The sequence below is a fragment of the Stenotrophomonas sp. GZD-301 genome (assembly GCF_049310345.1).
Lineage (GTDB): Bacteria > Pseudomonadota > Gammaproteobacteria > Xanthomonadales > Xanthomonadaceae > Stenotrophomonas.
In genome coordinates this window covers 1-12,235 of the sequence record NZ_JBMOWY010000015.1, presented here as the reverse complement: position 1 = coordinate 12,235, position 12,235 = coordinate 1, and the positions used below count along the sequence as shown (strand labels likewise).

The 12,235-nt window shown below is 70.0% G+C and carries 9 protein-coding genes; 3 read left to right on the top strand and 6 right to left on the bottom strand.

Annotated features, from left to right (window positions below; translation table 11 throughout):
- Positions 1-323 precede the first annotated feature (323 nt).
- A complete protein-coding gene (locus ACO6VK_RS04330) occupies positions 324-707 on the bottom strand; it encodes a DUF4870 domain-containing protein (RefSeq protein WP_017355123.1) in 384 nt (127 codons plus the stop codon).
- Positions 708-782: 75 nt separating this feature from the next.
- Positions 783-2,150 carry a metalloprotease PmbA gene (pmbA, locus tag ACO6VK_RS04325; protein ID WP_422505727.1) on the bottom strand — a complete coding sequence of 456 codons (1,368 nt, stop codon included), beginning with the start codon at positions 2,148-2,150 and terminating at the stop codon, positions 783-785.
- 68 nt (positions 2,151-2,218) lie between these two features.
- Between pmbA and yjgA the strand changes: the two genes are divergently transcribed.
- Positions 2,219-2,836, top strand: a complete 618-nt coding sequence (gene yjgA / locus ACO6VK_RS04320; RefSeq protein WP_422505726.1) for a ribosome biogenesis factor YjgA — start codon at positions 2,219-2,221, stop codon at positions 2,834-2,836.
- 80 nt (positions 2,837-2,916) lie between these two features.
- Here yjgA and tldD read toward each other — a convergent pair whose 3' ends face one another.
- The 4 genes from tldD to ACO6VK_RS04300 are packed head-to-tail and all read right to left on the bottom strand — an operon-like array spanning position 2,917 to position 10,416.
- Positions 2,917-4,362 carry a metalloprotease TldD gene (gene tldD / locus ACO6VK_RS04315; protein ID WP_422505725.1) on the bottom strand — a complete coding sequence of 482 codons (1,446 nt, stop codon included), beginning with the start codon at positions 4,360-4,362 and terminating at the stop codon, positions 2,917-2,919.
- A gap of 53 nt (positions 4,363-4,415) precedes the next feature.
- Complete coding sequence (locus ACO6VK_RS04310; protein ID WP_422505724.1) at positions 4,416-8,282, bottom strand: YhdP family protein; 3,867 nt, start codon at positions 8,280-8,282, stop codon at positions 4,416-4,418.
- A 45-nt stretch (positions 8,283-8,327) separates the two neighbouring features.
- Positions 8,328-9,815 carry a ribonuclease G gene (rng, locus tag ACO6VK_RS04305; RefSeq protein WP_422505723.1) on the bottom strand — a complete coding sequence of 496 codons (1,488 nt, stop codon included), beginning with the start codon at positions 9,813-9,815 and terminating at the stop codon, positions 8,328-8,330.
- On the bottom strand, positions 9,808-10,416 hold the full coding sequence (locus tag ACO6VK_RS04300; RefSeq protein WP_422505722.1) for a Maf family nucleotide pyrophosphatase: 609 nt from the start codon (positions 10,414-10,416) through the stop codon (positions 9,808-9,810). The genes rng and ACO6VK_RS04300 overlap by 8 nt, the downstream gene beginning before the upstream one ends.
- 130 nt (positions 10,417-10,546) lie before the next feature.
- Between ACO6VK_RS04300 and ACO6VK_RS04295 the strand changes: the two genes are divergently transcribed.
- Complete coding sequence (locus ACO6VK_RS04295) at positions 10,547-11,281, top strand: SIMPL domain-containing protein (protein ID WP_411851694.1); 735 nt, start codon at positions 10,547-10,549, stop codon at positions 11,279-11,281.
- A gap of 210 nt (positions 11,282-11,491) precedes the next feature.
- Positions 11,492-12,160 carry an energy transducer TonB gene (locus ACO6VK_RS04290; RefSeq protein WP_422505721.1) on the top strand — a complete coding sequence of 223 codons (669 nt, stop codon included), beginning with the start codon at positions 11,492-11,494 and terminating at the stop codon, positions 12,158-12,160.
- The last annotated feature ends 75 nt before the right edge of the window (positions 12,161-12,235 follow it).

Sequence of the window (12,235 nt, the reverse complement as noted above, 5' to 3'; positions counted from 1 at the left end):
CCCTCCGCATTGCCCTATCCCCCCCCCCCCCCCCTCCCTTTTACCACTTCCCCTTCCCCCCCCCCCGGGGCTCGGCGTGCGGTGTGCGTGCGGAAAAGCAGGCCTTTTCGAGGCGCCTGTTGTCCCAGCACGTGGGCCGCGATGCCCTTGTGGGCGAACTAAAGGAGGAGGGGGCGGCCGCAGGCCGGCGCCGGGGGACATTCGCCGGCAAGGGCATCGTGGCCCAGCGCCCGACCCACCGGCCGCCGCGCCTCGCGTGAACAAAAAAACGCCCGGCAGTGCCGGGCGTTTTTCATGGGGCCGCAGGGCGTGCAGCTGCCCGCTTACTTCACCAGGCGCAGCGCGAACGGGTAGCGGTAGGCTTCGCCGTTGTTCGCCTTCACGGCTGCGATGATGCAGAAGACCAGATTCAGGATGCCGACCAGCGGCGCCAGCAGGCCGCCGATGATCACGATCATCAGCACGAAGCAGATCAGCATCGCGATGGTGATGGTGATCTGGAAGTTCAGCGCTTCCTTGGCCTGGTCGTTGACGAATGCCTTGCTGCTGTCGTCCTTGTTGACCAGCCAGATGATCAGCGGGCCGATGAACCAGGTGAAGATGCCCAGCAGGTGCGCGGCCAGCGCCATCGTGCGCTGGTCGCTCGGCACCGGATCGGTGTGGGCCGGCGGCGGCGGCGGGGCGGTGACGTTGTCGAATTCGCTCACGTAAAGCTCCTTGTGCGGTATGTGGGTAGTGCGCGGCAGGCTCCCCGCCTGCCAGGGCAGCTCCAATAGAATACGTCAATCATTACCGGCAACGGTCATCCGTCCGACCAGGATCGACCCGACGTGGACGTGGGAGCGGCGGTCGATATCGGTACCCACCGCTTCGATGCCGGCGAACATGTCCTTGAGGTTGCCGGCAATGGTGATCCCATCCACCGGATAGGTGATTTCACCGTTCTCCACGCGGAACCCGCCTGCCCCGCGCGAGTAATCGCCGGTGACGCCGTTGACACCCTGCCCCATCAGTTCGGTGACCAGCAGGCCGTTGCCCATCTGCCGCGCGATGGCGGTCAGGTCGCCCGCATTGGCGGTGACCTTCAGGTTGTGCACGCCGCCGGCATTGGCCGTGGTCGGCAGGCCCAGCTTGCGCGCCGAGTAGCTGCCCAGCACGTAGCGCTGCAGGATCCCGTCGCTGACCAGGGCCGAGTTGCGGGTTGCCACGCCATCGCCATCGAAGGCCGACGAGCGCAGGCCCCGGCGCAGCAGCGGCAGTTCCTCGATGCCGAACCAGTCGGGGAACAGGCGGGTGCCGACGCTGTCGAGCAGGAAGCTGGCACGGCGGTACAGTGCGCCGCCGGAGACCGCACCCAGCAGGTGGCCGATCAGCGAACGCGCCACTTCCGGGGCGTACAGCACCGGCATCTGCGCGGTCGCCATCGAGCGCGGCTGCAGCCGGGCCACGGTCCGCTGCGCGGCCTGGCGGCCGATCGCCGCCGCCGACTCAAGGTCTTCCCGGGCCAACGCACTGCTGTACCAGCCATCGCGCTGCATGCCGTCGCCCTGGCCGGCGATCAGCGCACAGCCGATCGAATGGTGGCTGCTGCGCTCGCGGCCGATGAACCCGTGCGAGTTGGCGTACACCGACAGGCTGGTCGCGGTGGCGGCCGAGGCGCCATCGGAATTGCTGATGCGGGGATCGGCCTCGCGCCCGGCCGCTTCACAGGCCAGGGCCAGGTCCAGGGCCTCGTCGGCGCCCAGCGCCCAGGGGTGCCAGCCGTCCAGATCGGGGAACGTGCGGGCCATCAGGGCGGCCTCGGCCAGGCCGGCCGCGGCGTCGTCCTCGGTGTGCCGGGCAATCGCGCAGGCCTGGGCCACGGTGGACTCCAGGCTGGCGTCCTGCAGGTCGGCGGTGCTGGCGCTGCCCTTGCGCTGGCCGAAGTAGACGGTCACCGCAATGCCCCGGTCGCGGGTGGATTCCACGGTTTCCACCTCGCCCAGGCGCACATTCACGTCCAGCCCGCGCTCCTCGCTGCAGCTGACCTCGGCCTGGGTGGCGCCCAGGGCCTTGGCCCGCTCCAGCAGGCGCTGGGAGATGTCGGCCAGCTGCTCCAGGCGCTGCAGGCTGTCGTCGGCCGGGGAGACTTCAGGGGAGATCACGTTCAATGCTTTATCCTGTACGGGTGAGTGCCCGGCGCAACGCGGGGCACAGTTCTGGATGTGGAAATAAGACGATGCGCGGACGCGACGAAGAAACCGGTGAATTCCTTGACATCAGCCGTAGCCAGAATCGCCGGGCTGCGCTGGATGTACTGGCGCTGGGCGAGAAGCTGGTCTCGCTGACCCCGGCCCAGCTGGCCCGCCTGCCGGTGCCCGAAGACCTGCTGCCGCATATCGCCGAGGCCAAGCGCATCACCGCGCACATCGCCCACAAGCGCCAGCTGGCGTTTCTGGCCAAGCACATGCGCCGCGAGGACGACGCCGTGCTGGATGCGATCCGCGACGCGCTGGACGCCAACAGCGATACCTCGCGCCGTGAAGTGGCCACCATGCACCGTGTCGAAGACTGGCGCGAACGCCTGATGAAGGACGGCGACAAGGCGCTGGGCCTGCTGCTGGCCGAATACCCGCAGGCCGACCGCCAGCAGCTGCGCACGCTGGTGCGCAATGCCCAGGCCGACCGCGCCAAGAACAAGCCGCCGCGCGCCTACCGCGAGATCTTCCAGGTGCTGCGCGGCCTGATGCTGCCCGCCGCGCTCGGCCTGGAAGGTCTGAACGCGGCGGACGCTGCGGCGGACGCCGATGCTGACGCTGACGTCGACCACGACGGCGACGAGCGCGCCGACGACTGAGTCCACGCGCCCACGCGGCGGCGCCAGCGTCGTGCTGGCCCGCGCGCGGTGTGGCGACAGGGACGGGCGCATCCGGCGGCTCAGGCCTGGGTGCCGCCCACGGTGATGCCATCGATCAGCAGCGACGGCTGGCCCACGCCCACCGGCACGCTCTGGCCATCCTTGCCGCAGATGCCCACGCCTTCGTCCAGGGCCAGATCGTTGCCGATCATGCGCACCTTCTGCATCGTCTCCGGGCCATTGCCGATCAGGGTCGCGCCCTTCACCGGCGCGGTGATCCGCCCGTCTTCGATCAGGTAGGCCTCGGTGGCCGAGAACACATATTTGCCGCTGGTGATGTCGACCTGGCCGCCACCGAAGTTGACGGCGTACAGCCCCTTCTTGACCGAGCGGATCATTTCTTCCGGATCGTGCTGGCCGGCCCGCATGTAGGTGTTGGTCATGCGCGGCATGGTCATGTGCGCGAACGATTCGCGGCGGCCGTTGCCGGTCGGCGCCACGCCCATCAGGCGGGCATTGAGCGAATCCTGCATGTAACCAACCAGGATGCCGTCCTCGATCAGCGTGGTGCACTGCGTGGGGTGGCCTTCGTCATCGATGTTCAGCGAGCCACGGCGCCCGTCCAGCGTGCCGTCGTCAACGATGGTCACGCCCGGCGCGGCCACGCGCTCACCGACACGCCCCGCGTAGACGCTGGTGCCCTTGCGGTTGAAGTCGCCTTCCAGGCCGTGGCCGACCGCCTCGTGCAGCAGCACCCCGGGCCAGCCCGGGCCGAGCACCACGGTCATGACCCCGGCCGGGGCCGGAATCGCGTCGAGGTTGACCAGCGCCTGGCGCAGCGCTTCACGCGCGAAGGCCTCCGGGCGCCCGTCGGCGAACAGGTCGGCATAGCTGTAGCGGCCGCCGCCACCGGCATAACCGGATTCGCGCCGGCCGTGCTGTTCCACGATCACCTGCACGTTCAGGCGCACCAGCGGCCGGATATCGGCGGCCAGCACGCCATCGCTGCGCGCGATCAGCACGGTATCCACGCCGCCGGACAGGCTGACCATCACCTGCTGCACGCGGGGGTCCGCGGCGCGCAGGTACTGGTCCAGGCGCTTGAGCATCTCGACCTTGGCCTCGTTGCCCATGCCGTCGATCGGGTCCAGCGCCGGGTACAGCGCGCGGCCGGTGCCACGCACCAGCGAGCGGGCCGACTGGGCCCCGCCCTCGCGGGAAATGGCACGTGCGGACTGCGCCGCAGCGAGCAGCGCATCGCGATGGATGTCGTCGGAATAGGCGAAGCCGGTCTTTTCGCCGGCGATGGCGCGTACGCCTACGCCCTGCTCGATCGAATGGGCACCGTCCTTGACGATGCCGTCTTCCACGCTCCAGCTTTCGCGCCGGGCGTGCTGGAAGTACAGGTCGCCAAAGTCGATCCCCGGCCCCAGCAGGGTGCCGAAGGTGCGTTCCAGGCCGTTGGCATCCAGCCCGGCGGGCAGGAGCAGTCGGTCGTGGGCCAGCGAGAGTGCGTTGTCGGTCATGTCATCTATCTGAGGGCGCCGGTCGCCATCGCAACCCGGGCGCGGGAAAAGGGTCAGCGCGGGGTCGGGCGGGCGGGAGCCGGGGCCGGCCGGGGCGCATCGTCGCGGTCGATCACCTCGACCTTGGGTTCGGCCCAGGGGCCCGTCACACGATAGGTCTTGGCGCCGATTTCGCCCAGCGGCTTGGACAGCACCGCATTGGCGGCGGCGCCGACCGCGGCGCCGACCGGTCCACCGGCGACTGCGCCGACCACGGTCAGCAGGTTGCCGGCGCGCGGATTGACGTCGATGGTCTGGTCGAACTGCTGGCGGCGCAGGTCGGTCTGGCCGCGGATGCTGATGTTGGCCGCAGGACCTTCGATCAGCACCTTGTCGGTGGTGGCCAGGCCGCCGGCGAACGCCAGGGTGCCTTCGACCTGGTTGAAGGCGAACCCCTTGGAGAAGAAGTCGCGGAAATCGAACATCAGCCGGCGCGGCAGCTGGGTCACGCTGAGCAGGCCCAGGACGCGCCCGGCGCCGGGCTCCAGCTCCAGCAGCTGGCCATTGCGCGCATGCACGTCCAGGCGCCCTTCCAGCGCGCCGAGCTGGAAGTCCGACGGACCGCCCGGCCAGCCGGCCTGCAGCTGCAGCTGGCCCTGGCCGCCGCGCAGCTGGCCGCCGTAATCCAGGTTCTGCATCAGCCCGCCCAGATCCTCGCTCTTCACGTCCACCGTCAGCTGGGTGTGGGCGGCCGCGCCCCTGCCCATCCAGCGCCCACTGACATCGATGGCCTGCTTGGGCGAACGGAACTGCAGCTGGTCCACGCTCAGGCCATTGGCCATCGGGCGGGTACGCAGCACCGCCTTGCCCAGCGTGGCCTTGCCGAACTGCAGGTCGTCGATATCCAGCGACAGCGGCGGAATCCGGGCCGGGTCGGTGTCATTGGCGCTGGCCTGCACCCGTGCCGCCAGCAGGGCGTCGCTGGGCAGCACGATCGGCGCGCCATCGCCCGGCGCCTTGACCGGCGTCGGCAGCGACTGCCAGTGCACGCGGCTGAGCTTGCCGACGATGGTGCCGCCATCGGCATTGGGGACATCCAGGCTGCCGGCCAGCGAGGGGCCGTCCAGGCGCACGTCCACGCTGTTGCCGGTGGGCCGCAGCTGCAGGCGGGTCTGCTGGAACACGCCACCGGCCAGCAGCAGCTGGCCGACCTGCACATCCACGTGCCGCAGCGGCATCGGGTCCTTGCCGTCGTCGCCGCCGGGCGAACGCGCCAGGCCGATCCATTCCAGCGCATCCAGCGAGCCGCTGCGGCCGTTGACCACCAGCCCGCTGGCCGGTGGCTCGCGATCCACCTGGCCGCTGCCGAGGGTGACCTGCACGCCGGTCTGGTTGTTGTGCATGCGCGCGGCCAGGGCCAGGCGCTGGCCGAAGGCCACGTCCACCCGGCCGCTGCCCATCGGCAGCTGCGCCGCCACCGCAGTGGCCAGCGGCACGTCGGCCGGCTTGTCCAGCGGCGCCGGCAGGTCCAGGCGCGTGCCGACCAGGTCCGAATGCAGCCGCAGCTCGGTCGGCGCGGGCGTTCTGCTGCCGGCGGCGACCTTGGGCAGGGTCACCCCGATGGTCCAGCGCGAGGTGCCCTGGATGTACGGCTTGAGCCAGTTTAGCTCCGGCGCGCGGTCGAGCAGGCCGCCGGCATCGAGCGAGGCGGTCAGTTCGGATTCGAAGGCCTTCTGCGGGTCCTGCACATACTCGCCGGCGCGCAGGCTGAGCAGCCCGTCCTGGCCAAGGTGGCGCACCGCCAGCTTGTCGGCGTCGAAGCCGCCACGTCCGTAGCGCGCCTGCCCGCGCATGGCATCGAAGGCGAGATCGAAGCGCTTGTCCGACAGACTGGCACCGTCCAGGTCGACGGTGCCCTGTAGGTGCCCGCCGGGGTCGTCATGGTGCAGGGGCTGCAGCAGATCGAAGGTCACCGCGGCTGGCCCCTTCGCGGTGAGGTTGTCCAGGGTGTCGCCGTAGGTGGCCTGCAGCGGGCTGCGCCGCAGCATCGTCAGCAGTGCGCCGGCATCACTGCGGGTGGTGGCCTTCACGTACAGGTCGGTCTGGCCGAAATCGGCAATGCCGGCGTCGAAGTGGTTCACCGCCACCCCGGCCAGGTCGCCGCTGCCGTGCAGCTCGAAGCCGGGCCCGATGAAGGCGATGTCGGCATTGACCTTGTCCATCGTCGGCCAGTCGTGCTGGAACCGGATGCTGCCGTTGTCGATGTGGCCGGTCGCTTCAAAGCGCCCGTTGTTGCGGTCGAACGGCCAGTCCTCCAGGTCGCCGGTGACCAGCCCCACGCCACCGCGCACCTGCCCGGACACCAGCGCGGCGTCGAGCCAGTCGGTGGCGCCCTTGCTCATCTTGGAGTGGATCCAGAAGCGCTTGGCCGTGGTCATCGGCACGTCGTCGATCTTGGCCGCCAACTGCAGCCACGGGCGGGTTCCGTTGCCCTGGAACCACACCGCGCCGCGCACGTCGGCGGCATAGTCGGTGCCCTGCACGCGCAGTGCCGGCGTACCGATCCGCCACCCGCCGGCTTCGTCGCGCCAGCCGATCACACGGCCGGCCAGACGGACGTCGTGGCGTTGGCCGAACCCGGTCGGCCAGTCGAAATGCATCACCCGCGACGGCACAAGGTCCAGCGCGAACCCATCGGCGTCGCCGGTGAAACGGCCGCCCACGCCGCTCAGGCCCGGAGAATGCCCGGCCGCGGCGAAGCGGATCTCATCCAGCTCACCGTCGATCGACAGCGGCCCGCCCTGCCTGCCGGCCACCCGCACCCGGCTCATCCGCACCTGCGGTGCAGCCGCGTGCAGCCAGCTGCGCAGGCCGGGGTCGATGCGGTCGGTCAGGGCCAGACCGCGCAGCAGCGCGGTGGCATCCAGGTTGTCGCCGGACAGCGCGAACTGCTGGCCGCCGGCGATCAGCAGGCCGTCCAGCTGCTGGGTGCCTCCTTCCATGCCGATCCGCAGCCGCGGCGCATCCGCGCGCCAGCCGCCCTTCACCCAACGCCAGCGGGCGCGCAGCTGCAGGGTATCCAGGGCAAGCTGCGGCCGCGTGCCGTCGGCCAGCGGCGCGCCGCGCAGGCGCACCCCCTGCAGATCGGCATCGGAGGTGACCATCACCACTTTGTGGTCGCGCAGATCCACCCAGGCATTGAACTCGCCGGTGCCCTGCTGCAGCGATACGCCGCCCGCCCTGAGCAGGCCGGACCAGGCGCGGAAATCGGCCGGGTCGGCCGCCAGCCAGGCCTGTCCATCGCCTTGCTGCCGGTCGAAATCCAGCACGGCGGTCAACGGTTGTGCCGCCGGGTCCGCCCACGCGCGTGCGCCCACGCGCAGGCGTTGGCCATTCACGCGAAGGCGCAGGTCGATGCGCGGCAGTGCGGCCTGCACGCCGATCGACGGCGCATCCACGCTCAGGCGGCCGCCGATCACCTGCAGTTCGCCCAGCCGGCGCAGTGTTTCCAGCGGATCGCCGCTGCCCGCCTGCGGCAGGCCGCGCACCGACCAGCGGCCGTCCGCGGCCCGCTGCAGCACCAGGGCCACGCCGCGCAGGCGCAGTTCGGTCAACGAGTGGCCCGGCAGCAGGCCGGCGTACATCGACACCAGCACCTCGGCCTCGCCGATGCGCAGCCCCTCGCCGGCCCCGATGCGCAGTCCCTTGAGCTGCAGCAGCGGGCCGCGCCGGGTCCAGGCGGTGTCCAGCCCATCGAAACGCACCGGCTGGCCGGCACGCGCACTCAACCAGGCGGCCACCTTGTCCGGGTGCCGCTCGGCCAGGGGCAGCAGCTGGCTGACGGTGCCCACCAGCACCGCCACGCAGACCAATACGATCGCCAGTGCATACACAGCATGGCGGCGAATCCTTCGCAGTCGCAGTCGAAGCGGCGTGCTCATCGCAACGCGTGGACGCCCGCGCCGCACGGCGCAGGCGGGTGACGGTCAGAGCAGCACGACATCGAACTGCTCCTGCAGGTACTGCTCGTCCGCCTGGAAGCGGATCGACTTGCCCAGGAATTCCTCCAGCTCGGCCACCGCCGAGGATTCCTCGTCGGTGATGCGCGCCACGACCTTGGTCGAGGCGATCACCAGCAGGCGCGCGGCGTCGAACTGGCGCACGGCGCGGGTGATCTCGCGGAAGATCTCGTAGGTGACCGTTTCGGCGGTCTTGATCGAGCCCCGGCCGCTGCATTCCGGGCAGGGCTCGGACAGCTGCCGCTCCAGACTCTCCACGGTGCGCTTGCGGGTCATCTCCACCAGGCCCAACGGCGAGAACTCGTACACCGTGGTCTTGGCATGGTCGCGGGCCAGCGCCTTCTCCAGCGTGCGCAGCACCTGGCGGCGATGCTCGGCATCGTCCATGTCGATGAAGTCGATGATGATGATGCCGCCCAGGTTGCGCAGCCGCAGCTGCCGCGCCACGGCCTGCGCCGCTTCCAGGTTGGTGCGGAACACGGTCTCCTCGAGGTTGCGCTGGCCGAGGAACGAACCGGTGTTCACATCGATGGTGGTCATCGCCTCGGTCTGGTCGATCACCAGGTAGCCGCCGGACTTGAGCGGCACCTGCTTGTCCAGCGCGCGGCCGATCTCGTCCTCCACCCCGAACATGTCGAAGATCGGCCGGTCGCCGTTGTACAGCTCCAGCTTCTCGGCCAGCACCGGCATGTACTTGGCCACGAAGGCCTGCAGCTGGGCGAAGGTTTCCTTGGAGTCCACCTTGACCTTGTCCACGTCCTTGCGGATCAGGTCGCGTACCGAGCGCAGCGGCAGGCTCAGGTCTTCATAGATCACGCTGCAGGGCGCGGCATCGCGGCCGCGCCGCTCGACCACATTCCACACGCGCGACAGGTAGGCCACGTCCTCGGCAATGGCTTCGGCCGGCTGGCCTTCGGCGTTGGTGCGCACGATGTAGCCGTAGCCGCCGTGCTGGGCCGACAGCTCGGTCACCAGGCTCTTCAGGCGGGCCCGTTCGGCTTCGTCCTCGATGCGTGCCGAGACCCCCACCACCTTGGACTGCGGCAGCAGCACCATGTAGCGCGAGGGAATGCTGATCTGGGTGGTCAGGCGGGCGCCCTTGGTGCCGATCGGGTCCTTGACCACCTGCACCACGATGTCCTGGCCGTCGCGCAGCAGTTCCACGATCGGCACCGACGAGGGCGGCGGCAGCGTGGTGCCTTCGGTATCGGCGCTGGCGACCGGCGCCGGCCGGATCACATCGTTGGCGTGCAGGAACGCGGCGCGCTCCAGCCCGACCTCGACGAAGGCCGCCTGCATGCCCGGCATCACCCGCTGCACCTTGCCCTTGTAGATGTTGCCGACCACACCCCGGCGCCAGCCGCGCTCGATATGCAGTTCCTGCAGCATGCCGTTCTCGATGACGGCGACGCGCGTTTCGCGCGGGGTGACATTGACCAGGATTTCTTCAGACATGGACGACACCCTCCGTTGGCGTGGTGGAAGCAGCGGGCGGAACGCCAAACGCCTGCAGCAACTGCTCGGTCTGTTGCAGGGGCAATCCCATCACACCCGAATAGCTTCCCGCCAGATGGCGGATGTAACGTTCGGCGCCGCCCTGGATGGCGTAGGCGCCGGCCTTGCCCATCGGCTCGCCGCTGGCCACGTAGGCCGCGATCGCGTCGTCGCCGATGTCGATGAAACTCACCTCCGATACCACCAGCACGCTGTCGTGGCGGCCGGCCGCGGCCAGCGCCACCGCCGTCATCACCTGGTGGGTGCGCCCGGACAGCGCGCGCAGCATCGCCCGCGCATCGGCGGCATCGGCCGGCTTGCCGAACACGCGGCCGTCGAGCACCACCTCGGTATCCGAGCCCAGCACCACGGCCTGCGCGTCGTCGGCGACCAGCGCCAGGCCCGCGCGCGCCTTGTCGGCGGCCACGCGCTGCACGTAGCCGGTGGCTGATTCGGCGGGGCCGCGGATTTCAGGCACCTCCAGGTCCAGCGCACGGAAGGGCCGGTCCAGGCGCGCGAGCAGCTGGTTGCGTCGGGGAGATCGGGAGGCAAGATAAAACATCGCGGAAGCATAACCTGTGGCTACTGTCTGAATCGCGAGCAACCGTATCGAAACGTGATCAACCCCGGGAAAGCTCACGACACGTTCATCGCCCCGACACCAACCTCAACGCCTTCACAAGGAGATGTACATGCGCCGCCATTCGTTGTCCCCCCTGCTGCTTGCCCTGTCCCTTGCCCTGGGAACCTCGATGACCGCACACGCCCAGTCCCAGCCCGCCGTCGCCGTTGCGGCCGACAGCACCCTGCTCAACATCTCGGCCAACGCCGAGGCCCGGCGCGTGCCCGACGTGGCCACGCTGTCGGCCGGCGTGGTCACCCAGGCCGTCGATGGCAACACCGCCATGCGCCAGAACGCCGAGCAGATGGTCAAGGTGCTGGCCGCGATCAAGGCCGCCGGCATCGCCGAGCGCGACGTGCAGACCAGCGGCGTCAACCTCAGCCCGCAGTACCGTTACGCGGACAATGAAGCGCCGAAGATCACCGGCTACCAGGCCAGCAACACGGTCAGCCTGAAGGTCCGCGACATCGCCAAGCTCGGCAAGGTGCTCGATGCGCTGGCCGCGCAGGGCGCCAACCAGATCAACGGCCCGCAGTTCGAGATCGACCAGCCCGAGCCCGTGTACGACGAGGCCCGCCTGGCGGCGCTGAAGAAGGCCCAGGCCCGCGCCGAGACCTATGCCAAGTCGCTCGGCCTGCGCGTGCGCCGCATCGTCAGCATCTCCGAAAGCGGGGGCGGCAACTTCCGTCCGGTGATGATGCGCGCGGCCGCGGCGCCGATGGCGGCGGACGTGTCCACCCCGGTCTCGCCGGGTGAATCGACCGTATCGGTCAACCTGGACGTGGTCTTCGACCTCGGCCGCTGAGCCCACCGGCAGGCAAGTCCACGACGGCGCCCCAGGGCGCCGTCGTGCTGTCCGGCGCCCGTTTCTGAGCGGCAGCCAAACGCCCCCCTCCTGCATGGCTTCCGGCCCATGCCGCGCTCCGGTATTGCTGTCATTGCGCGGCCCCGTCGCAACCCCGCAGGCCGCGCTGGCACGTTGATGTTCCCGCACATCTGGCAAGGAGAGTGGAGCATGGTCCGTACGCAGCCCCCCGTGATGCCCCTGCAACTCGATGTTTCCCGCGTGCTCGGTTGGAGCACGGCGCTGGCACTGCACGCGCTGGCGTTGATGCTGTTGTTGATTCCGGCCGCCTACGTGGCCGCGCCGGCCCAGCGCGACCGCATGTCCGTGCGCTGGATGACCCCCACGCCCACCCCGCCGTTGCCGCCGCCGAAAATCGTGACCGTCGACCCGGCGCCGCCAAAGACCGCCCCGGCGGTCCCGACGCAACGGGTTGCCCCGCCGCAGGCCCCGCCGACCGCCAGCGCCGACGACACCCTGGCGGTGCCGCCGTTGCCGGCCAGCGAGCCGGCCCTGCCCTCGCTGGAACCGTCCACCCCCGTCAGCGGTGGTCCGCCCGCGCTGGGCGTGCAGCTGCAGTACCGCAGCGCGCCGCCGCCGGCCTACCCGATCCAGGCCATCCGCGACGGTCAGCAGGGTACGGTGCTGCTGCGGGTCCGGGTGGGGACCGATGGCCGCCCCAGCGAGGTGACGATCGAGCGCAGCAGCGGCTCGCGTACCCTCGACAGCGCCGCCCGCCAGCAGGTGCTCCGCCACTGGCGCTTCGTGCCGGCCATGCGTGACGGCCAGGCCGTGGTGGCCGACGGCCTGGTGCCGGTGGACTTCTCGCTGCCCCGGTGAGCCCGCACGGCGGGGGGCCTGCCGGGAGCCACGCCTCGCCGAAGAAAGAAAGATGAAAGGAGTGGGAAAATGTTT

Coding starts and splice junctions, on each gene's coding strand:
- rng (WP_422505723.1), bottom strand. CDS start 9,815: ATGTCTGAAGAAATCCTGGTCAATGTCACCCCGCGCGAAACGCGCGTC.
- ACO6VK_RS04295 (WP_411851694.1), top strand. CDS start 10,547: ATGCGCCGCCATTCGTTGTCCCCCCTGCTGCTTGCCCTGTCCCTTGCC.
- tldD (WP_422505725.1), bottom strand. CDS start 4,362: ATGACCGACAACGCACTCTCGCTGGCCCACGACCGACTGCTCCTGCCC.
- ACO6VK_RS04290 (WP_422505721.1), top strand. CDS start 11,492: ATGGTCCGTACGCAGCCCCCCGTGATGCCCCTGCAACTCGATGTTTCC.
- ACO6VK_RS04310 (WP_422505724.1), bottom strand. CDS start 8,282: ATGAGCACGCCGCTTCGACTGCGACTGCGAAGGATTCGCCGCCATGCT.
- yjgA (WP_422505726.1), top strand. CDS start 2,219: ATGCGCGGACGCGACGAAGAAACCGGTGAATTCCTTGACATCAGCCGT.
- ACO6VK_RS04300 (WP_422505722.1), bottom strand. CDS start 10,416: ATGTTTTATCTTGCCTCCCGATCTCCCCGACGCAACCAGCTGCTCGCG.